Genomic DNA, 23,252 nt, shown 5'->3' on the forward strand with positions numbered 1-23,252 from the left:
AAGCAGATTGATCCCGATTTAAAGGCCCGCATGGCCAACAAGTGCGCCTACGGCCGCGGTAACCGCCATGGCGAGCGAACCACCTATCATAACGCGCAAAGTTGCACGCCAAGGCTTAGCACCACCTACTGTTGCTCCTAAGAAGCCAATGACTCCCAGAGCTACTACAGCCACCGCAACGATAACTATCGTTCGAATGTTAGATGGAGCCAACACCAGAGCCACAATGGGTAAAGCTGCGCCAGAAGCAAATGCAGCGGCTGAGGCCAGTGCTGCTTGGACTGGACGAGCCTTTGACATCTCAAGTATCCCAAGTTCCTCACGGGCATGAGATCCCAAAGCGTCGTGCTTGCTAAGAGCTTCCGCAACTTGAACGGCTAACTCTTTGGTCAGACCTCGCTCAATGTAAAATCCAGCTAGTTCACGAAGTTCGGCCTCTGGATAGTGCTCTAGTTCGTGAGCTTCACGAGCCAAGTCCGCCTCTTCGGCGTCTCGCTGGGACGATACTGAGACATATTCTCCAGCTGCCATAGCCATGGCTCCGGCAGCTAATCCGGCAAAGCCTGCAGTTAGAATTACACTGTGGGAGGCTGAAGATGCCGCAACGCCTATCATCAACGAAGCAGTTGAGACAATACCGTCGTCGGCGCCCAGAACCGCTGCACGAAGCCATCCAGCCCTATGTAGTTTGTGGCCCTCGGCCTTTGGGTGGTGTTTTTTAGTGTCGTCGACAGAAGTCATAGCTAAGACCTTAACACCCTGGGGAGGCTACCTAACTATTTGCGAAGTTGAATTTACCCGTACTTTACTCAATATTTGCCCTAGGTTCGATTAATCCAAGATTCATCTTTGAACATAAGGTCATTAATGTATTTCGCGAATCAGTTTGCCTTCAAAAAGTTAGAAGATTACAAAACCCCAACGAGCCGGATTAGCAAGAACGGGCGCCCGTGGCTACGATAGGTATGACATAAATAGAAGGAGAGACGATGGCCAACTCTTTTGGTTCAAAGACAGACCTCGTTGTCGGTGACAAAAGCTACTCAATTCACGCACTAAGTGCTACCTCGCACTTGGGAGACGTTTCAAAACTACCCTTTTCTCTAAAGATACTCTTGGAGAACCTGCTTCGAAATGAAGATGGCATATCAGTCAAAGCAAGCGATATTGAATATTTAATAAACTCTCGAAATGGCGCAGCGCCACAAGAGATCGCGTTTTCCCCTGCTCGCATTCTGATGCAGGACTTCACCGGAGTGCCAGCGGTCGTTGACCTCGCGACGATGCGAGATGCGATGATTGAACTCGGCGGGGATCCCAACAAGGTCAATCCACTCATTCCAGCCGAATTGGTAATCGACCACTCGGTAATTGCCGATGACTTTGGAAATTCGGACTCCTTTTCGATCAACGCTGGGCTAGAAGCTCAGAGAAACAAGGAGAGATATCAATTTCTTCGTTGGGGCCAGCAAGCCTTCGACAACTTCTCAGTCGTACCACCAGATACTGGTATTTGCCACCAGGTCAACTTGGAATACCTAGCTCGAGTGGTCTTTGTCGACGACAATAACAACGCCTACCCTGACACCTTGGTCGGCACAGATTCACACACCACCATGATCAATGGCCTATCGGTTGTAGGTTGGGGTGTTGGTGGAATTGAAGCTGAGGCTGCAATGTTGGGACAACCCATCTCCATGCTGGTTCCACGAGTCGTAGGAATCCGCCTTTCTGGAACTCTACCCGCTGGAACGACAGCGACCGACCTTGTTCTCACGGTTACTGAGATGTTGAGAGCCCATGGAGTGGTTGGCAAGTTCGTCGAATTCTACGGTCCCGGATGCGCAAACGTACCTCTTGAAAATCGCGCAACGATCGGTAATATGTCCCCAGAATATGGATCGACCATCACCGTCTTTCCAATCGACGATGAAGTTCTCAAATACCTATCCCTCACGGGAAGGTCCAAAGATCAAATCGCACTCGTTGAGGCATATGCTAAGACTCAAGGCCTATGGCTAGATCCAGACCATGTTCCTCAATACGACGAATACCTAGAGCTTGACCTATCGACCATCGTGCCATCGATAGCTGGACCAGCACGACCACAAGATCGTGTTCCACTAACACAGGGAAAAGAGCGCTTCATTGACGCGCTTGAAAAATCCTTTGCGCAACAAGGTTCAAAAAGCGAGCTCTCCAATAAGGTCCCCGTCACACTCAAAGACGGAAGAAGCTTCGATATCGATCATGGCCATATCGTCATTGCTGCTATCACCTCCTGTACTAACACCTCGAATCCTTCGGTCATGGTTGCCGCTGGACTGGTAGCCAAAAAAGCAGTTGAGCTTGGTCTCAAAGCCAAGCCATGGGTAAAGACGACGCTAGCGCCAGGCTCCAAGGTTGTCATGGACTACTACGATCGAGCAGCACTGACTCCATATCTAGAAAAGCTAGGGTTCTTCTTAGTTGGTTATGGATGCACAACTTGTATCGGTAACTCAGGACCACTCCTTCCTGAGGTCTCAGCTGCAATCGCCGCTGGCAACATCTCTGCGGTATCGGTGCTCTCGGGAAATAGAAACTTCGAAGGCCGAATCAATCCAGACGTACGAATGAACTATCTAGCTTCGCCTCCATTGGTAATAGCTTATGCAATCGCTGGCACCATGAACATCAATCTCGCCAGCGAGCCACTTGGTGAGACGACTGGCGGCAAGGCGGTGTATTTGAGTGACATCTGGCCAAGTGAAGCTGAAGTAGCTGAGGTGATCCGCCAAAGCATTGGAACTGAGATGTTTGCCTCATCGTATAACAATGCATTCCTAGGTGATGAGCGTTGGCAGACCCTTGATACTCCATCTGGAAGTCAATTCAAATGGAATAACAAAGAGTCAACCTACGTCCACAAAGCACCTTTCTTTGCGGGTATCACGCCAACTCCAGCGCCAGTCAAGCCAATTGTAGGTGCAAGAGTTCTAGGGGTCTTTGGTGACTCGGTTACGACAGATCACATCTCTCCCGCCGGATCGATCAAAGCTTCGTCTCCTGCTGGCGAATGGCTCTCAATGCGCGGTGTCCCCCAAGGAGATTTCAACTCATATGGTGCTCGTCGTGGTAACCACGAAGTAATGATCCGTGGAACCTTCGCGAACATTCGAATTCGAAATCGCCTTGTTGAACCAAAAGAAGGTGGCTTTACCAAACTCTTCCCCGAAGAGACCATTACTACGATCTACGACGCTGCTATGACATACCAAGAGCGAGGCGTTTCACTGGTTATCTTGGCTGGAAAAGAATACGGTTCTGGCTCATCACGCGACTGGGCCGCCAAGGGAACTTTCCTCCTTGGAGTTAGGGCAGTTATTGCGGAGAGCTTTGAGAGAATTCATCGTTCCAACTTGGTCGGAATGGGCATCCTTCCACTGCAATTCATCACCGGTGACTCAATCGCCTCCCTAGGTCTAAGTGGTCAGGAAGTCTTCGACATTAGCGGAGTCGAAGAGCTAGCTCAAAGTGACTCACTTCCCGATATGGTTACGGTGACCGCTGGAGACAAATCCTTCGATGTAAAGGTAAGAATCGACACTCCAAAGGAGTTAGATTACTACCGCCACGGTGGAATTCTTCAATATGTGCTTCGCAACTTGGCCAAATCCTAAAGACCAAGGCAATTGAAATTAACCCTTTGAATATCAACCTGGGTTGGTTCAACTAGTTGAACCAACCCATTGAGATGGTCGACTTTTTCAATGGGTTCTTTTTTATGAAAAGCCGCTATTAAAGATCAGCTAGAGAAAGATGTCTCTTTCTCTAGCTGATTCGCATTAACAGGTTATGACATACGACAAATCAATCAATTACCTCTTACCAATTCGACCCAAAAGCTTCCAAACTCAAGAAAAACATGGGATCTATCTGGCGGGTCTCCTTGAATTTGCAATGTCAAAGATATGGACGGCCAAAGGCTTATAGCCCATTGGATCAGTTCTTTTGGGTTAAGGTTTTTGAATCAGTATTTTTTTGGAAAAGTCTTTTTAGAGGATGTTCTTGAATTGGCTTTTCCTTGTCCTATCTGGAATCGTAATTTGATCCGCTTGCACATCTAAAATGCACCACCGAGGCACTCTCGTACTTAGATGGCAGATGGTCGATGATTTATACAAAGACCAAAACCTCGACAACCAAGCCATTGCAACCCGGCGCTACATTGGGATAGTCATCCCATCTGCTCAGGAAAAAAAGATCGATGTCGTCGTTCACAAATGTGGAGATAGCCAAAGGGTAACTTCTTTAAAAGCCACGTCTTATAATGCCAAATCAAAAACAACCGCACTATACCAATCCAAAGCTCGCTCTCGCGAAAATCTCTCTAATCGAAATCAACTTGCCAAAAAGATCCGCAAAGGACTAAGTTATCCTTTGGAAAGGCAAAAATGGGCACCAAAGGTGAGAACCTCTTCGATGCGCAGGTGGTAATCGACCTTAAAGCCCTCCTAGCCGGCTTGGTCATTTCGGTAACTTTTGACCATACTTTCATGCCCCCCAATATCGTCTCAGAGATCCCTCCCTCTGAATATCTTGGCTTTGAAGTTCTAGATATAACTTTTGACCCGGTGATGGGTCGAAGACGTATTCTCATACACCTAATTCGAGATGGATCATCCACAATAGCAACCCTTGACGCAGATGACTACCTACCGGTGATAAATGACTCTTCCTCGATGGAACTCTGGCCCAATAGTTCAGGTGAAGAAGTTATGATCAATCTAATGTCGGTTCATCTAATGGAAATAATCGGTGCAATACCCGCCCAAGAACCTTTGCCTGAAATAATTCAAATCAGCTAAAACAACTGGGAACAAATTAAAGCCCGGCAAGAACCCACGACAAAGAGTCCATTTATAGTCTTTGAATTATTTGAGGGTCGCCCCACTCGTCCAATTCCAGGTGACCTATTAATTGGGTTTGCCAGCGTTCCCATGCAATAAGTCGCGACATCCAGACCATTACTAGCTAATTTACAGTAGCGCAATGACTCAAAGGTGAATTTTGATTCGCACCCAGTTCAACCGCAATCTTTTTGACAATCTCGCTATAGCGCCAATTTCATTGCTTGGAGAGTAACCTCGCCAGATCTCACAAAAGGCTCCAAGTGCCATTTTCTTAGCCAAAAGTCTACTTCACCAGCTTTGACAACCCTGGCTCTATCATCTCCAAAGAGTAGATAGGCTCGCCATCGCCAATCATTGGTAGATTCACAATCTTCAAAAATTATCATTTGACACCTTGTGCCTAAGCGTATCTGAGTGATGAACACCTCTTGGGCAACACCTTTACACCCTTTAGCAAGGAGCAGATCCATAGCCGCACGAGAATGAGGCCTCAACAGCACACTCGCATCTTGTCTTAATCCATGGATCACTTTATGGGATAGACAACCAGGGCTCTAGAAAAATTACATAATTTCGCTGACGGCCAAAATCGACGATCGTCATTGGTTAGCGGGGATCTAAGTCCTCTTAAGAGGGTTATTTCACGTGTACTTGTTGCAAATATTGCGATATTGCTACTCCCAGAACGATTATCACAAGGCCGACTACCTCGAATAAAGTCGGAGTCTCGCCTAAAAAAACCAGTGCGAGCAAAACGCTTGAAATTGGCTGCAGGTAGAGAAAGGGTGCGGCCAGCGACGATCCAAGAATTGAAACCCCAAAGTTCCAGCCCGTAATCGCCAAAAGTGTCGATATCACACTGACCACGAGAATCGAGATCACCACAGAGACACTATTTAATTGTGGAATGACTGGATGCAAGAGTAGTTGAGCAACGATAACAATAGGGCTAACGCAGATGACCATCCAAGAGGTCATATCTAAAGCCGATATCTTCCAATCTTGGGTCAGAACGCTATAGAGGCCCCAGCAAAAAGTGGCTAAGACTCCCAGGATTACTGCCACTACTGCATTCGAACCGCCTGCTTCACCGCCCGGTGCGGCCACTGCGGCCACCACTGTTCCAACAATGGCGAGCGCGACACCCAATAAAAGGCCGCGAGAGAGTCTCTTCCTGATAAAAAGAGTGCCAAGGATCAATATCCATATCGGCTCTGTCGTGAGCGATATACCCACGATCGTGGCATGGGAATAGGTCAAAGCCGCACTTACCAGGCCATTGTACCCAAGGCCACCCAGCAACGAAACGCCTATGACACGAATAGAGCTAAAGCCACCTAAATCTAGCACCTTGAAATCTCGCCGCTTGATCGATCGAACTACCAATAGGAGCAAAATTACAACGACAAGCGGGACGAACCGATATTCCATCAATAGCACAACCCCACCACCACGATGTAAGAATCGAGTGGCCACTGGAGAAGCACCCCAAGCAATAGCGACTAACGCCAAGGCCGCCTTGGCCAATCCCGACCTTTTATCCTTCACCTAACACCGTAGCTTTCAAGCAAAATCCCCTGAATCAGATTAAACCTAAACAAAGCAGGTGATATCCATCAAAAAATTAAATAGCGAAATTGAATATTCCGAATCAAATGCCCTGCTTGATCACCATTTCCATGGTATAACTCTCTATGCTGAGCTACCGATTGAAAGGTGGCATTACCTTCAGGTGGAGAATTCCCATAGGGGCCGGATTGATCAAAATACATCGTTGCATATAAAACTATTGCTGAAGAAAAACTTTTACCAAATCAAAAGGGCCGAAAAATGAAATGCCCACCCCCAAAAGCTACCAAGCTCTAGATACTCGCAATGACCACTTATCCAAAGCGAAATCCATGATAATCGCGGGCAAAAAAGCTGAGCTTGGTCATGGCTCAAAGAAACTACTACGCCTATTGGTTTCCTGGGCCCCTGGCCATATTGGCAAACTTGGTATAAGACTCCAAAAACGAAAGACGCGCCACTCCGGTCGGGCCGCTTCGATGCTTGGTAACTATGATCTCCGCAATTCCCTTGTCTTGACTCTCTGCGTTATAGACCTCATCACGATAGATGAACATAACGACGTCGGCGTCTTGTTCTAGCGAGTTATGAACAACAATCTCATTTGCTATGAAGTTTGAGGTTGCTGGAACAACAATGTCATATGTAGATGAAAGACCCATGGATCTAGCCGCAACCACTGGCTCAAAGGAGAGATCGTCTCCCAAAAACAGCGGATTCGATTCGACACTTGCCTCGATATCCTCTGACAAATCGCTACTCAAAGATTCAATGTTACAATCCCCTCCGCTGCGAAGTAACACCGCAAGGCCACCGCGAGAAGTGGGGCCACCTTGGGAATCGTCGGCAACATATGAATAGACCGTCCGAGTCATATCTCCTTGGTGGTCTCCTTGGCGGCCTCGGGCTTGGGTGGACTGGCGCGTCGTTGGATAGACAGCGACTTCATCTTGGTCATTTAGTTGCCAGAGCATCTTCCAACCTCGACGAGTAAAGAACCTATGGTTCAATGTCGCGTCGATATAGCGTCCGCTCAAAAGCTCCAGTCGGGTGGTCTCTTTGAAACCAGAAAACCGCACATCGCTAATGGGACTTGAAACCAGATCGCCATTTGAATTCATCGACAAGACCTTGGTCTCACCAAGGCCCCAGAGCCTCTCTAGGGCTCCAATAGATATTGTCTCGCCATTTGCCAAACACACCTTGGAGGAGCCGGCGATGCACCCAGATTCACGGAGATCTGCAAGTGCTGGACGCTTGTCTTGACGCATCTCAAGACCGCGTGACAACTGCGAAAGAGCAAGAACTGGCACCTCTAGCTCTCGAGCCAACAACTTTAAGCCTCTCGAGATCTCTGATACCTCTACCTGTCTCGATTCCGACCTAAAGCCACCCGACATCAATTGGAGATAGTCAACTACCACAAGGCCAAGGCCGCCAGTAGCGGCCTTCAATCGTCTTGCCTTGGCACGTATGTCTAGAACCGTCACCGATGCATTGTCATCTATATATATTGGAGCTTCGCCCAAGTGACCAAGAGAGCGAGAGATTCGACTCCAATCCTCTTCAGAGAGGTTGCCAGTTCGCATCTTGCGCGAGTCAACCCGTGCTTCAGCCGCGAGTATTCTCTGGGTGAGTTCTATATGGCTCATCTCTAAGGAAAAGATCAAAACTGGAAGATTTGCGCGAGTAGCGACTTGAGTGGCGATTCCAAGTGCAAATGATGTCTTGCCCATAGCGGGTCGGGCTCCAACGATAATAAGAGCTGAACGCTGAAGACCCGACAGGATCTCATCGAGCTCATGAAAGCCGGTTGCAACTCCAGTAATGGAGTCTGGATGTTCATATTGTGCCTGAAGTTCATCGAGGGTCTTGAGTAACACATCTTTGATAGAGACTAGGGTCTCAGCGCTCTTTCTTTGAGAGACCTCGAAGATCAAAGTCTCAGCCATATCTATGACTGCTCCTACATTTTCTGGGACAGAGTAAGAAAGCTCTGAGATCTCAGTGGCTACCCTGATCAACTTTCGAAGTAGGGAGTATTCCTCAACGATTCTGGCATATCTCGCAGCACTGGCAATTGTTGGGGTCTTGGCCTGAAGTTCCAAGAGCGATGCGGTTCCGCCTACCGTCTCCAACTTGTCTTGGCGACGAAGTTCATCAGCAACGCTAATTGGATCGCTAGATTCACCTCGAGAATGAAGACTCGCTAACGCCTCAAAGATTGCCACATGGGATGGTTTGTAAAAGTCAGATGCCTGGCAAAACTCCAACGCATCTGCAATTGCGTCCCTGGATAATAACATGGCGCCCAGCAAAGACTCCTCAGCCTCGAGGTTATGAGGAATTGCTCGTTCTAGACCACCATCCACTGACTTTAAATCACGGCGCGGCGCTCTAGCCACTTTGGTCACCACCTGCTAAAAAAGAGGATCGGACTATTCCTAATCAGCAAAATCGCTAAAAAGAGATAGTCCGTTGCTCTACTTATAATAGTTATTCACTAACGCCTAGGCTAAAAGAAAAGCCATGACATCTTTATTCGGTTACGGAAACCGTAACGCTAATTCGCACTTGTGGGTGCAAGGAGATCTCAACCGTGTGATCTCCAACTTCGCGGATATGATCCACTAGGAGAATCGAACGACGCTCTAGTGTAACCGAGTGACTCTTTTCGATCGCCTCGATGATCTCAGGAATACCGACTGAGCCGTAGAGCTTTCCTTCATGGGAAGCATTTCCGCCAACCACAACGGTAGCTCCAGCTAGCCTCTTGGCTATCTCTTCAGCACCTTCTCTGGCCTTTTTGTCTTTGAGATCGCGCGAACGACGCATCGAATCGGCCTGTGCCTTTATTCCAGGAGTCGCCTTTATGGCGTGGCCCCGTGGAATCAAAAAGTTTCTTGCGTACCCATCAGCGACATTGACGATGTCGCCGCGCTTGCCTAAGTTGGCTTGATCAGTTCTCAAAACGATCTGCATTAGTTCTCATCCTCCAAATCAGCTCCACCAGCAAACATGTCAACCAAGTCATCGCTGTCATCTGCGTCAGGCGTATAAGCATTATTGGAATCTTGCTTAGGCGGACGAATCGAGGTACGCTCTGCGACCATTCGTTGGGTATAGGGAAGTAGTGCCATTTCGCGGGCGTTCTTGATTGCTCCCGCAATTGCCCTTTGATGCTGGTCACAGTTACCTGTGACTCTACGGGCACGAATCTTGCCACGCTCGCTCATAAATTTCTTTAGCGGATCGGTGTCTTTGTAATCTATGTACTCAATCTTCTTGATGCAGTACATACATACTTTTTTCTTGATCTTCTTGTTAGTTTCCTTGGGCGCTCTACGGGACGAGCTCTCTTTGCCTTTGGCCATTAAAAGGGTTCCTCTTCTTCGATGTAATTACTTGGAATTATTTCATTCACAGGACCCGATGGTGTTTGGGTAGGCGCTCCATAGGTTGGAGCGGAATAACCCTGTGAATTGTCGTTAGTACGGGTACGGCGTTCGGTACGATTCAACTGTGCAGAGGTAAACCTCAAGCTAGGTCCAACTTCTTCAGCCGAGATCTCAATTTTGGACTTCTTTTGTCCATCTTGATCTTCCCAACTTCTTTGCTGAAGTTGCCCTACCACAATCACACGCGAACCCCGATATAGGCTCTGCGCGGCGTGCTCTGCCAATTCGCGCCAGCATACGACGTCAAAGTAAGAGGTTGCTTCCTCCCACTCATTTGTCTGTCGATTCTGCCAGCGTCTATTAACTGCAATTCCGAATGTTACGCTTGGTTGTCCTGATTGGGTATATCGCAACTCTAAATCACGAGTTACATTTCCAATCAAAGTTACCGAGTTTCCGTTTGACATCTGTCTTCTCCAGCTGGTGTGGTCTGAGCCATCGGCTCGCTATTCTTGGGCTAAAGCCTCTTTGGCGAGCACTCGCCCCGCGATGCGCTCTGGCAATCTGATGATCTTGTGGCGTAGAACTCCATCTGATATGGAGAGAATTCGAGAGATTTCAGTAACCGTAGCTGGAGTAGATGCAAATTCAATTATCGAGTAATTGCCCTCTGAAACCTTATTGATCTCATATGCGAGTTTGCGTCGTCCCCATCGATCGATGCGTCCGACATTTCCGTCTTTACGCAAGAGATCTAAGACTCTTGTTATGATTCCATCTGAATCGCTATCATTTAGACGCGAGTCAAGAATAACCATAAGTTCATATGGCCTAAGCAATATATATTCCTCCTCCGGACCCTGGTTTCCCAGGGGTTCCATGGCCAATCCACAGAACAGGTTCGGTGAGATTTCTCCCACAATTTCAAAGAGTAAAGCTTAGTTGTATATGAATAAAAAACGACCGAGCCAACCAAGGCACCGTTCATGAGAATCGCTCAGCAAAACGTCATCTACTTCGATTTAGAGGCTCGGCTAGGAAGCAAAGACAAGGACATTGATGGAAATCGACCATATCGCCTTTTGACTATCGGCTATTAAAAAAGCTTAGCCTTGGGGTCACCTCTCTAAAGTGGCGACAACCCCAAGGCTTCATATTTGAGTTTTATCTCCCAGAAACTAAATGTTCCTAAGAATAAAGGTCTAATAGAGCTTAGAAATTACACCGTCGCTGTCATGATATGTCTGAGTGTCATCAGGAAAGTGGCCGGTCCGCACATCTTTAACATATCGAGCTAGACCCTCTATACCCAATTCTTCAAGATTGGCGTAACGCTTCACAAACTTCGGAGGCTTCTTGGAGCCATACCCCAAAATATCGTGAAAGACTAAAACTTGTCCATCACATTGAGCACCCGCACCAATACCGATAGTTGGAATCGAAAGTGTATTTGTAACCGCCTTAGCCACTACATCTGGAATTGCCTCTAGAACTAGACAAAACGCTCCGGCCGCCTCGACTGTTTTGGCGTCTTCCAAAAGTGCTTGGGCCTGTTCGTTGGATTTAGCTTGGACCCTAAAACCACCAAACTTATTTACCGATTGAGGCGTCAATCCCAAATGGCCGACGACTGGAATCTCGGCCTCCACAATCGCCTTTATAACCTTAGCCCTGATCGCACCGCCTTCAATTTTGACGGCACTGGCACCAGCTCGAATCAACTTCGATGCGCCAACAACAGCATCTTTCGTCCCGGTGTGATAGCTCATCCAAGGCATATCGGTGACAATCAAAGCAAGAGGATCTGCTGCGGCTACCGCTTTTGTGTGATGTACCATATCGTCAATGGTTACCGAGAGAGTATCTTTGTGGCCCAAAACAACCATTGCTAATGAGTCACCGACGAGAATCATGTCGGCCCCTGCCTGGTCGACCATACGCGCACCAGGAAAATCATACGCGGTGATCATGGAAATTGGCTCGTGCCCGAGACGAACCTTAGAGTTACGAATAGATGGAACAGTGACGCGTTCCCGAATCATGGTAATTACCTCCCGTGTCCCGCGCTAGAAGCTGCAGGCACTGATTTCAACAATATCAGTAACTACTTATTGCACGCAAGGGGCAACCAAAAAAGATTTTCTACCCTTTTCCTACCAGCCGCTCAACAACTCTTCAAATCTGCCGCCTTGAATTGCTAATCTGCTTGACCTATCGGTGCATAGATTGGATCCTTGGTCTGCCTGCGCAATCTTTACTTGCGTCATATCGCAAAGAGGCCATGGCTGGCAAAACAGCCATCGAGCGACACAATCGAAATATCTAGATGGAAATGATTCCCAGCAAAAGACCCAATAACAAGAGACCGATCAAACCTAAAATTGACCTTGTGACTCCCCAGAGGAGGTCAGCTAACCCGTCGAGATGGACTAGCCATATTGAATCTAGAGCCAATCAGATCGATAAAATTGACTAGCGTTCGCAAATGCTTCCTGCTTCTACTGACTTGGTCAATCTACGCGGTGATCATCCAAAGCAAAGGTCGCTATCCCAGCGAATATCACTATTTCGTCATCGAGCGAGGCTACGCTAAGCGCTCTCTTCGCCAAAGACAAAAGGGGCCAAAAGTCGATCAAGATGGTTCCATTTACAGTTTAAACACACCTCTACCTCATACACTTTTGCATCTATATGTCTCGATAGGATCGAATCGATCTCACTCTCAGAGTTCAAACATCGCCCGTGTGCTGGCAACTTTGGACCAAAGGCAAAGTAGACGCTAACGAGTTTGGTATCTCGACATATGGGACATATAGAACTCTTGGGCTTCCCAAGGTTCAAAGCAGCGCGCATCAACTCTGGTTGGGCATCGCAAATCTCCGTCTTTAGGACCTCTCCTCGTCCAAAGGCACGTAGAAGTGCTCTTCGAGCGAGCACAAAATCAACTGTTCGCTCATTTACACCTGAAATGTCTATTTTAGATTGTCGTTCCACCGAAGTTAAATGTTACCGAGCTTCTAAAAAGTAACGACAACGAAATTTATCTTTGAGCAACTATGGCTGCCAAAAGGGTGAAAATTCGACCCTGCTTGAAAAAAAATACGATCGGGTATTGTTTTTTAAGGAATAACTTCGTGATATATCAAGTTGATATATCGAAATCACATAATTGATGGGTAGACGCACTAGGGCAGACTGGTTTGAGAGTAATTAGTTGATATCAAAGTCAAGGAAATCCAAAACGCTGGGTTCTATCGATCTGGGTTTTATCGATCTGGGTTTTATCGATCTGGGTTGCATCAAACAGGATATCTTGAACTTGGTTTGATGCTTGGATACAAAAAGAACCTTGAATCGTTGGTTCTAAGATTTGGTCCTTGAAATCAGGTAGAAACCACCACTTGAGGACAGCCTTAATTACGGGCGTGGCTTTATCAAGTAGTAGTGAATCTAGTTATCATTTCGCCCACAGAGATCGAGATGATGGCCAATGAGATTGGCCAATGAAATATAAGAAAAGTTCGATAGATGATAGCTGACACCAAATCTGATTGTCAGATGTCAGCTATCAACGATTACAAGTTTGACTTAAATTGAATTGCCAAGGAGGTGATCATGAAAAAGACATCGTCACAATTATTAGATCTAGCCGTCTTAGCGCTCTTGAAGCGAGGCGACTACCACGGATATCAAATCAAAAAAAGTCTCTCAGAGTTGGCTGGTCCTCTTCTTCAATTCTCATTTGGATCGCTATATCCAGCACTAGCTCGCCTGGAGGAACGCTCCGCGCTTGAATCCTTCGTCGACTCTGCCTCTACCTTTGTAGCTGCCACAGGATCGCTGACTGGTGATCTCGCGATGAGTGACGAATGGGTGAGGGCCACTACATGGCGCTCAAATACAGAACGAACCGTTCGCACTAGGCGTGTCTATAAAATTACCGAGATTGGAGTCAAGCTCTTCGACGAACTTTTCGAGCATGCTCCACTCGAATCTGAAGCCGATTTCTTAGCTTGGCTAAGTCTCGCCGATGAATCCAAATTCGATATCGTCTTGGAGCGCTTTTACGAGAGGGTGGCAAATCTTGAGAGGCTTCGCAAGATACGCTCTGTCGCATCAAAACCAAATGCAACCGCTGGCATCTTGCGTGACCAGATCAACCGAAGGCTAATTGGAATCGTTGAAAACGAAATCAATTTCGTAAAGTCCCTAATTGCCACGGTTGAATCGCAAATTTCACTAAATAATGAAGAAAGGATCGCTAGGGAGACTACGTCGGTTTCACAACCATAACTTCTAACCTCCATCGATCCTTTCTTTGCATTAGCAAAGTCAGCGGTTCAGGGAGATCAAGAATCAAAAAATTAAGGGTGAATCGATCTATCAGAGATAGTGATTCTAAACTAGGAAGGAATAAATATGGGCTCAAAGATAAAGGTAGCTCTAGCCGGAATCGGTAACTGTGCCAGCTCGCTGGTACAAGGAGTTGAATACTACAGAAACGCTGACCCAACTGAGGTCGTCCCAGGATTGATGCACGTCCAACTAGGTGACTACCACGTTGGAGATATAGAATTTGTAGCCGCATTCGATGTCGATGCTTCAAAAGTAGGGACTGATCTCTCCAAGGCGATCCACAGTGGTCAAAATAACACTATTCGCTTCGCTGAAGTGCCTGATCTTGGTGTTACGGTCCTTCGCGGACCGACCTTTGACGGCCTTGGCAAGTACTACCGACAGATTATCGAGGAGTCTCCCGCCGAACCCGTCGACGTAGCAGCAATCCTAGCCGCCACTGGCGCTGACGTTCTCGTCAGCTACCTTCCTGTTGGTTCCGAGCAAGCGCAAAAGTTCTATGCACAGGCTGCCATCGACGCTAAGGTCGCCTTCGTAAATGCAATCCCTGTCTTTATCGCCTCAGATCCGATCTGGGCAGCCAAGTTCACCGAGGCAAATGTGCCCATCGTTGGCGACGACATCAAGAGCCAAGTTGGCGCTACAATCGTCCACCGAGTTCTTACCCGTCTCTTTGAAGACCGTGGAATGGTACTCGATCGAACCTACCAACTAAACGTTGGCGGAAATATGGACTTCAAAAACATGCTTGAGCGTGAAAGACTTGAGTCCAAGAAGATCTCTAAGACACAAGCCGTCACAAGCCAGGTAGATGGTGGCATAGATGACTACAACGTCCATATTGGGCCATCGGATCACGTTGCTTGGTTAGAGGACCGTAAATGGGCTTATATTCGCCTTGAGGGAAGAAACTTCGGTGACGTACCTTTGAACATTGAGCTAAAGCTCGAAGTGTGGGATTCGCCTAACTCAGCTGGAGTTATCATTGACGCTCTACGTTGTGCCAAGATCGCCAAAGACCGTGGAATTGGAGGCCCAATTCTAAGTGCCTCAGCCTACTTTATGAAGTCTCCACCGGTACAATATCGCGACCACATCGCCCACGATATGGTCAATGAATTCGCCAAGGGACTCTAAGTTCCACTAGGGCCGACGGCCACGGTTACAGCGACAGCGACAGCTTTATAATCAAAATTTATAGAGGCCCATAATGAGATAATTTCTCATCAAGGGCCTCTATTTTTTATTGAAATCCTACTTAACGGCTAGTTAGTGTGGAAATTCCTCGAAAATCACCTAATGGCTATATTCGCCAACAACGTCAACTGATAACTACATCGCCGAAACCACATAGATCCAACCAAGACAAAACTAGATAAACTTTGCCGACCCAAGGTTGGAAAATTGAGACTTAGCCCAAAAGGCCATCTTTTGGCAATCTCCATGTCGATCTAAAACAAATAACCTGGTCACCTCATAAGAGCCACCCATTTGCAATCAAATCCCAAGGTGTTGATAAAAATGGGCAGATGACTCTGGTGAGCAACTCTGTTAAACAGATCAAACAAAACAAAACCAAGCAGCACGCACAGAAGGCACATCATCATCAACATTAATTAATCGCAACACAAATTAATCGAGGGCAAAAGGACCTTCGCTAGAGTCAAATCAACTCGATTAGCTCCAACATCGACTCTTTCCAATAGGTGAACTTGCGCTCTGGCAGCATAAGGGCATGTGATGGATGATAAGCAGCCACAAAAGCTCGATCGTGGCTCACCAGAATCGAAGTTCCACTCCAGTGGCGAAGCATCTCTCCAACTGCCGCTCTCGATCGAGGATCAAGGTTATTCGAAGGCTCGTCCAAGATCAATAGGTTGTTGTTTCCAGCTGCGATCTTAGCCAATGAGAGTTTGGTACGCTCACCACCAGAGAGCGAAGCGGGATTCTCATTTACGTGGGCATCCTTGAGTCCAAAAGATCCCAAGATCGCTCGACGCTCTCGCTCTTCTTTGAGAATCGAATCCCCTAAATTACCAAGAACCGTAGTCCCATAGTCGATCTCTTCATGCTCCTGGGCAAAGTAGCCCATAGCCACATTGTGGCCCAATTTGATCGTGCCCGATGTAGCTTGTTGAACTCCTGCCAGACATCTCAGCAGAGATGACTTACCAGCACCGTTTCGGCCAATTACAACCAGTCGGGTTCCTCGCTCAAGGCTCAAACTAAGCGAAGGTATAACTACCAACTCTCCGTATCGTACCGATAACTTATCGACCTCTAGAGCGGTCACACCCGATCTTGGTGGTGTAGGGAGTTTGAATTTAATCTTGGTGGTAGCCGCCCTTACCTCTGTTCGACTCGACTGCATTCGTTCAACTCGTGAATCTAGGCTCTGGGCGGTCTTAGCTCGTGATGCGGTTGAGTGGCGCATCGAATCAGCAAGTTCTTTGAGACGCTTTATCTCTTTTTCTTCCATAGTAGAAGCTTTAAATCGTCGTGCTGAATCTTCTTCCACGAAGGCAAGATACGCAGAGTAGTTACCCTTAAACTGCTCCAGCTTTCCGTTCTCTAAGTTAAAGACTCGAGTTACCGATTTATCCAATAGTGCCAAGTCGTGGGAGACGACCAACAGTGCACCGGCAAAGGCGGTTAGCTCCGCCATTAGCCATGCCTTGGCCTTTAGGTCCAAGTGGTTAGTAGGTTCGTCTAAGATCATCGTCTCTGGCTTTTGATAAAGAACTCTTACAAGCTCCAATCGACGACGCTGACCACCCGAAAGAGAAGACAATTCAGCCAATAAGACATCTTCATCAAGGCCAACGCCTTTTGCCAACCTGAAGATCTCTGACTCCGACTCGTATCCACCGCGGTGGCCAAAATCGTCTTGTAGATCAACGAGATGTTGTATGTTTTCAGTGGTTGGATCTTTGCTTACGAGTTCTTGGGCAACTCTTAGGTCATGTTCGATGCGATCCAGACCCCTGGCTGAAAGGACATGATACAGGCCATATGGCTCCATACCTAGACCTTCATCGTCTACATCCTGAGGAAGAAACCCCACACTACCTTGGGCTTCTATGACACCACTAAAAGACAGGGCAGCTGCTGCATCACCCATGAGCACCGACAGCATTGATGATTTGCCGGCCCCATTACGTCCGACAAGTGCGATCTTATCTCCATTATTGATTGAGAAACTTGCGCCGCCGACGAGTTGTCGGGCCCCAAGGTTCACATCGAGTTTCTCTACTCTGAGCACGAAAAGTAAACCTGCATTTCTGGACTTGTTACTATAACAGCGTACTTCGCCACAGCGGCTTTATCGACCATCGCATAGCAGGCGGGCCATCACCCATGCAAATACAAATATTCACACCACTCAAACAAGAGAGCCAAAATGAACCGCCACCAGCGACTCTAACCGAATAAAAAAGAGATCTCCAAAGATCTGGGGTCGAAGATAACCCAAACAACTAAATGCCCATTATTGCCGCGCACTGCCGACTTGACCAATCCAAGAGGACGGTATTTCTCACTGTGGATACACTCACCTAATCGAAGAAAGTGAAGCTAAAAATCGCGCCGTAACCCGCCCAAGTTAGACCTCCAAGTCCTAATTCTTTGAAAAATTAGATCCAACAATTAATGTCAACTAAAAACCACCAAAGAAAAAATCGCGGCATATTAATTGGGTCAAATCTAATTGGGTCAAATAGACCTGAGCCTCAAAGTGCCTCGTCCGTTTAACCAATCACTTATTTACTCATAGTCAATTAGGTGGGCAATTAGCCAGTCGATAAGAGCCCACCTATGGGAGCTAACACTTTATAGAGATATAATCACATAAAACAATTATTTAACAACTAAAAATGACAGAAAATAGCTTATATAGAGAAAAAATCGTATTTATTAAAAATCCCACACAAAACCACTAGATCAACCCTCACCAATTGCCGGTTGGGATCGCGCTTGACTTTCACAATCACAAACTGGCGTAGTGTCAATTGGCTATCTTGTGATTAGCTGGGTTCTAATTAACTCTCAAATAGTTAGCTCCCAACTAATGGCGCAGGCAACCCTCACCTAACATCGTTGGGTTGACCAATAATGCGATAGATCTCCACAGCAAATGGACCCTCAAGATGCGCCTCGTCGGTTGGTCCCACACCAACTAGTCCGGGCGGAATTTCTTCCCCTGCGCCGCGAACTACTGGTTCTCGGTGGCTAGCCAAATCGTCGTTTTTGGCATCTCCACCATGACTATCCATTCCCAAACTAGTCATAATCAATTCAAGATGATCAAAGCCAAGGCGATCTGTTTTATATAGATTTTCTCTAGAGTAGGTGACATTGACGAGAAATTTATCGATTCTATAGATCCACTGGACCGGAGAAAAGACGATCTCTTCGATCTTGGCATCTAAGGAGATCTCCGAGTGCAGAGAGATCAGCGCTCGACTCCAATTCAGAATCGACGAATGGTCGGCGATCTGTTCTTCCACATCTCCGAAGATCGGGTCGCTTATCGGAAGCCAAGTCTTATCTCCCTTGGAAAAGCCACGATTTACCTGCGAATTCCACGGCATCGGAGTTCGAACCCTATCTCGTAGGAAAGCTTTTTCGTTTCCGATGCGTTTTCTGGCCTGAATGCTCATGTTGTCGAGAAGATCAGCATCGTCTAAATCTGAATCAGCCAGGCCGATCTCATCTCCAAAGTACAAGACACTCACTCCTGGCACCATAAAGATCAACGCCAACGCTACCTTTATCTTGTCTTTATCTTTATTACACCACCGAGACCCAAAGCGAGAAATATCATGATTCGACCCAGTCCATGTAGCCCTAGCTCCCATTGGAAGGCCGCCAATAGCGCCCATGATCGAACGACGGATCGCGGTTGGCTCAAATAACGAGGTCGTAAAGCCAAAGTTGAAAGTCAGCTGCAGCTCGTCACCATCTCCAAAAAAGCGAGCCAAGGTCTCTGGTTTGTTGACCCACGTCTCACCTAAGAGAACCTTAGGAGGATCATATTCATTACAGATTTCTCTCCATCTTCGATAGAGTCCGTGAACCTCGGGTCGGTTCTTGGAAAAGATTGGTGCCACTCCAAATGGTGCATCCATTACATCCGCAATAGCGATCGGATCATCGCGAAGATAGCGATCTTTGTAGATCCCATGGGCAACATCGATACGAAAGCCATCAACTCCCGCATCAAACCAATAGGTCAAGATCTTCTCAAACTCTTCGTGGACCGCTGGATTCCACCAATTTAAGTCGGGTTGATCTGCCAAAAAATTATGAAGATAGTACTCATTGCTATCGTCGTCTAGCGTCCAAGCGCTCGATCCCGTTCCATCTAGCCAATTATTAGGTGGTCCACCATCGCTCTTTGGCGGAGCCCAAACGTAGTAGTCCCGGTATTTCGAAGCCTTAGATGATCGGCTATCAATAAACCATGGATGCTTAGAACTTGAATGATTTGGAATTATGTCCAAAAAAACCTTAATTCCAAAGCTCTTCGCCTTGGCGATCAAAGCTTCAAAATCACTGTCATTGCCAAGTTCCGGCGCTAAGGCGATGTAATCACTAACATCGTATCCAAAGTCCGAATTAGGAGACCTAGTTATCGGGGAAAGCCAGATTGCATCGATTCCAAGCCATGCTAAGTAACCTAATTTAGAACTCACGCCTCTAAGATCGCCAATGCCATCCCCGTTTGAGTCCACCCAGGATCTAATGTAAATCTGATAGATGCTGGCCTGAGACCACCAATTAGGATCGCCATCTAAATGCGACGGAGAAATTTGATCAGTCATAGTACCTCTTTTTAAAATCTTGCTCTGACGATAGCCCTTGGGCTAAAGAAAATCTTGACGCACCACTTATTCGTCTCGCCATTCATCACGCCCCTAGACGGTAAATACAACAGGCTAAGCCAAACTTGGAACTCCTGCTGGTTGTCATCCGCCGTCCCCGAGTTGTTCTAACGGCGACAAAACCTCACTAGGTAACCAGCCATTGTCGTCTATCAACTTGGCGACATCGAACAGATGAACATTTCATTCATCTGTGGCAATAACGTAGTCGACTCACCTTGGATAAAAATAAAGATCGATGAATACTTGAATTAGAGCTCTCAATCTTGCTTTATCTTAGAAGATTCGAGAAAATCTCCTCTATTGCACCCGTTGGCTAAGGACAAATGCACGCGACAAATAAAGAAAGACTCAAATAAAGAAAGACTCAAATAAAGAAAGACTCAAATAAAGAAAGACTCAAAGATGACCCCCTAGCGACAAGTCTCCGGGTGCGAGCTAGGTAACGACAATATTGCATCAAAATTAATTTGGATCCAAAATCAAAGATATATGCGTCCCTAAGCCAATTCGACAACCCCTAAGTCGCCAAAAGGCGCTAACATTTCTTTTAAAAGACTGCCTTTTGGACGAATAAGACTTCCATTCTGGTGCTCAAGATTAGGTACGGTCGAGATGAACCCACTCTTTGGAGCTATCGAAAGAAACGTTGGATCACTTCGAAGTTGCCGCGTTGTTGAATTAGGTGCTATCGGAGGCATCGTCAGCGCTCCATATACCAACGTCATCTCAAACCTCATAGTTGTAGAACCATCCGCCGAAGTAATAACGAAACTTACTCAAGAGGCTGATCCAGATAGCCCTAGATATGAGGTTCACAATGGAGGTCTCGACGAACTGGCCTTTATCAACATCGACTCCGCCGACACCGTAATTAGCGCACTGGGCTTATTGTCAACTAGTGATCCAGATCGCCTTCTTCGAAGTGTAAAGAGAATATTACGCCCATCTGGATCGTTCATCTTCAGCGTTGCTCATCCCTTGCTAATAACCAATTCACTGATCGAACCTCCTAGTGACTATCGCTACTTCGAAAGCCACATCGTCGATACCCAAGTGCTCGGCTTTGGCCTTGAACTCCCACAAAAGATATCGCTTAGGCCAATCTCAAAACTCTTTTCGCTTGTGCAACGAGCGGGACTTTATGTCGATACCTTTGAAGAGATCTCAATAAGAAATCAAATCAAGCCAAAAACCCAACAACAAGGTAAAGACAAGGATCTACCTGATTTCATAATTGTCAAAGTAAAAAAACGATAGAGAAGCGAAACTAGCACTCCAAGAGCACTTCATTTGCTATTTCACCAAAATCGAGTTAGCAAATAGAACCAATCTCGCCATTTAAGCCCTTTTCCCTGGGGCGGCACACAAGCCAATGCAAATCAGGCCATTTCAAAGGCGTCAAATTGGCAACCATCAAGCCGTATCCACGCGGCAAAGGTCTTGCTCGATTCGATGAACCTGCGACTCGCCTTGATTAAATCAAAAACCACTAAATAGTCAAAACCCATCGACCTACGTCTTTAAGAATGTTGAATCACCTGATGGGTAAATGAAGGCGCTGAATCATCTTGGTTGGCTTTGGATCGACTTACTTAGTCCTGCTTAGTCTTAGAGCCGACCATTTCGCTCTTGCCAAAAGGTCAAGAGGCGCTTGGTTGCTTGATCTTCACCGATCAAACCTTCTTCGATTCGCAACTCCATAAGAAATTCAAGGGCAACTCCAACCTCTTTCGATGGAGCAATACCTAAGATCTGCATAACCTGGGTTCCATCTAGCTCTGGGCGAAGTGAATCTAGCTCCTCTTGGGCTCGTAGCTCTTGGATTCGAACCTTGAGCTGTTGCATCCGAGCTTCTAGTGCTCTCACCTTATTTGCATTTCTGGTGGTACAGTCAGCCAAGGTCAACGCGTTCAAATTATCTAAGAGATCGCCTGCGTCCACGACATAACGTCGCACCGCCCTATCTGTCCACCCCGCTTCATAGGTATGAAATCGCAGGTGCAAATAGACGAGACGCGAAACCCTCTGAATCATCTCACTTGAATAGCGAAGCGCCCGCATCCTCTTCTTGGTCATCTTTGATCCAACTTTGTCGTGGTTGTAAAAGGTCACTCCGCCTTTTTCAAAACGACGAGTCGCTGGCTTTCCAATATCATGAAAGAGCGCCCCTAGTCGCAGCTCCAAATTCGCTTCAGTCTTATCTATGACGCTATAAGTATGTTCAAGTACATCTTTATGGTGGTGAATCGGATCCTGTTCTAGGGCTAATTGGGAGAGTTCTGGTAAAAAGAAATGCGTAAGGCCGGTGTCGTTTAGAATCCTAAGTCCCAAAGATGGCTTTGGGGTTACCATAAGTTTGTTGAACTCCGTAGCAAGCCTCTCTGGCGATATAATCTCAATGCGACTTGCCATCTGTGACATCGCCAAAACAACACCTTCATCAACTCTAAAGTTCAGCTGCGCTGCAAATCGACAAGCCCGTAGCATCCGAAGGGGATCGTCATCGAAGGACTTCTCCGGCTCTCTAGGCGTGCGAATCAAACCTTGCCTGAGATCTCCCATCCCGTCGAAGAGATCTATTACAGAAGGCGACTCATCCGAAAGATCTAGCGCCATTGCGTTGATCCTAAAGTCGCGTCGGATCAAATCCTCTTCAAGGGTAGTTGGCATGGTCACCACCGGTTTGCGGGAATCGCTCCTATAGAGATCGCCTCGATGAGTAGTAATCTCAACTATCCGTGAACCAATAAGTGCTGAGATGGTGCCATATTCGGCGCCAACCGTCCAAACCTTGCGGCTGATAGACGAAAGGATCGCCTCCACCTCATTTGGCATGGCGTCAGTGGTTAGGTCATAGTCAATCGAAGGATCGCTTGATTGATCCGCCGAAGCTTGGCTTACATCCGTTCTTGGATCATCCTCTAGAGATCCATCGCCAAAAAAATCTCCGACAGAGTCATCACCCATGTGAGAGGCAATCTTTGGGTAACTCATTTTGTCATGGGTCGCACTCAAAATCGCGTCGCGGACCGAACCACCAACTAGATAGATCTTTCTTTCGTGACGACTAAAGGCCTCAACTAAGGTATGAAGTTCGCCTTTGATCTCCCTAACGCGCACATCGAATTCCGATTTATCAAATTGCATAG

16 protein-coding genes and 1 pseudogene are annotated in these 23,252 nt (G+C 47.0%); 5 read left to right on the forward strand and 12 right to left on the reverse strand.

Features of this window, described 5'->3' with window-relative positions; translation table 11 throughout:
* Positions 1 to 18: 18 nt before the first annotated feature.
* Positions 19 to 741 (reverse strand): VIT1/CCC1 transporter family protein, encoded by a 723-nt coding sequence (locus AXFE_RS11475; RefSeq protein WP_052606022.1) that lies wholly within the window; start codon positions 739 to 741, stop codon positions 19 to 21.
* A 248-nt stretch (positions 742 to 989) separates the two neighbouring features.
* Between AXFE_RS11475 and acnA the strand changes: the two genes are divergently transcribed.
* Entirely contained in the window at positions 990 to 3,662 is a 2,673-nt protein-coding gene (gene acnA, locus AXFE_RS11480) for an aconitate hydratase AcnA (RefSeq protein WP_052606024.1), read from the forward strand.
* 774 nt (positions 3,663 to 4,436) lie between these two features.
* Positions 4,437 to 4,850: a hypothetical protein gene (locus AXFE_RS11490; protein ID WP_152626049.1), complete on the forward strand. Its 414-nt coding sequence runs from the start codon at positions 4,437 to 4,439 to the stop codon at positions 4,848 to 4,850.
* Positions 4,851 to 5,531: 681 nt separating this feature from the next.
* On the opposite strand, the gene AXFE_RS11500 is transcribed toward AXFE_RS11490, so the two are convergent.
* From AXFE_RS11500 to AXFE_RS11540, 8 genes and pseudogenes are all read right to left on the reverse strand, one after another.
* On the reverse strand, positions 5,532 to 6,443 hold the full coding sequence (locus AXFE_RS11500; RefSeq protein WP_082058702.1) for a DMT family transporter: 912 nt from the start codon (positions 6,441 to 6,443) through the stop codon (positions 5,532 to 5,534).
* Positions 6,444 to 6,853: 410 nt separating this feature from the next.
* Entirely contained in the window at positions 6,854 to 8,869 is a 2,016-nt protein-coding gene (gene dnaB, locus AXFE_RS11510) for a replicative DNA helicase (protein WP_152626050.1), read from the reverse strand.
* Between the two features lie 133 nt (positions 8,870 to 9,002).
* Positions 9,003 to 9,446: a 50S ribosomal protein L9 gene (gene rplI / locus AXFE_RS11515; protein ID WP_052606044.1), complete on the reverse strand. Its 444-nt coding sequence runs from the start codon at positions 9,444 to 9,446 to the stop codon at positions 9,003 to 9,005.
* A 137-nt stretch (positions 9,447 to 9,583) separates the two neighbouring features.
* Positions 9,584 to 9,838, reverse strand: a pseudogene (gene rpsR / locus AXFE_RS20790) (30S ribosomal protein S18); the annotation flags it as partial.
* Positions 9,838 to 10,329, reverse strand: a complete 492-nt coding sequence (locus AXFE_RS11525) for a single-stranded DNA-binding protein (RefSeq protein WP_052606047.1) — start codon at positions 10,327 to 10,329, stop codon at positions 9,838 to 9,840. The gene AXFE_RS11525 and the pseudogene rpsR, both read right to left, overlap by 1 nt.
* Positions 10,330 to 10,368: 39 nt before the next feature.
* The gene (gene rpsF, locus AXFE_RS11530; protein WP_052606049.1) at positions 10,369 to 10,743 is read right to left on the reverse strand and encodes a 30S ribosomal protein S6; all 375 of its coding nucleotides are present in this window, start codon (positions 10,741 to 10,743) and stop codon (positions 10,369 to 10,371) included.
* Positions 10,744 to 11,064: 321 nt separating this feature from the next.
* Positions 11,065 to 11,904: a 3-methyl-2-oxobutanoate hydroxymethyltransferase gene (gene panB, locus AXFE_RS11535; protein WP_052606050.1), complete on the reverse strand. Its 840-nt coding sequence runs from the start codon at positions 11,902 to 11,904 to the stop codon at positions 11,065 to 11,067.
* Between the two features lie 547 nt (positions 11,905 to 12,451).
* Positions 12,452 to 12,856, reverse strand: a complete 405-nt coding sequence (locus AXFE_RS11540) for a DUF5318 family protein (protein WP_052606051.1) — start codon at positions 12,854 to 12,856, stop codon at positions 12,452 to 12,454.
* A 621-nt stretch (positions 12,857 to 13,477) separates the two neighbouring features.
* On the opposite strand from AXFE_RS11540, the gene AXFE_RS11545 reads away from it, so the two are divergent.
* Positions 13,478 to 14,155: a PadR family transcriptional regulator gene (locus AXFE_RS11545; protein ID WP_052606052.1), complete on the forward strand. Its 678-nt coding sequence runs from the start codon at positions 13,478 to 13,480 to the stop codon at positions 14,153 to 14,155.
* A gap of 126 nt (positions 14,156 to 14,281) precedes the next feature.
* Complete coding sequence (locus tag AXFE_RS11550) at positions 14,282 to 15,355, forward strand: inositol-3-phosphate synthase (RefSeq protein WP_052606053.1); 1,074 nt, start codon at positions 14,282 to 14,284, stop codon at positions 15,353 to 15,355.
* 526 nt (positions 15,356 to 15,881) lie between these two features.
* Here AXFE_RS11550 and AXFE_RS11555 read toward each other — a convergent pair.
* Together AXFE_RS11555 and AXFE_RS11560 are read right to left on the reverse strand one after the other, a co-directional pair.
* Complete coding sequence (locus AXFE_RS11555) at positions 15,882 to 17,480, reverse strand: ABC-F family ATP-binding cassette domain-containing protein (protein ID WP_052606055.1); 1,599 nt, start codon at positions 17,478 to 17,480, stop codon at positions 15,882 to 15,884.
* 820 nt (positions 17,481 to 18,300) lie between these two features.
* The gene (locus AXFE_RS11560) at positions 18,301 to 20,040 is read right to left on the reverse strand and encodes an alpha-amylase family glycosyl hydrolase (protein ID WP_052606056.1); all 1,740 of its coding nucleotides are present in this window, start codon (positions 20,038 to 20,040) and stop codon (positions 18,301 to 18,303) included.
* A gap of 675 nt (positions 20,041 to 20,715) precedes the next feature.
* Here AXFE_RS11560 and AXFE_RS11565 point away from each other — a divergent pair.
* The gene (locus AXFE_RS11565; protein ID WP_052606057.1) at positions 20,716 to 21,360 is read left to right on the forward strand and encodes a class I SAM-dependent methyltransferase; all 645 of its coding nucleotides are present in this window, start codon (positions 20,716 to 20,718) and stop codon (positions 21,358 to 21,360) included.
* 351 nt (positions 21,361 to 21,711) lie between these two features.
* Here AXFE_RS11565 and AXFE_RS11570 read toward each other — a convergent pair whose 3' ends face one another.
* Positions 21,712 to 23,250 (reverse strand): CCA tRNA nucleotidyltransferase, encoded by a 1,539-nt coding sequence (locus AXFE_RS11570; RefSeq protein ID WP_052606058.1) that lies wholly within the window; start codon positions 23,248 to 23,250, stop codon positions 21,712 to 21,714.
* Between the last annotated feature and the right edge of the window lie 2 nt (positions 23,251 to 23,252).

Source organism: Acidithrix ferrooxidans (genome assembly GCF_000949295.1).
In the GTDB taxonomy this organism is placed as follows: Bacteria; Actinomycetota; Acidimicrobiia; order Acidimicrobiales; family Acidimicrobiaceae; genus Acidithrix; species Acidithrix ferrooxidans.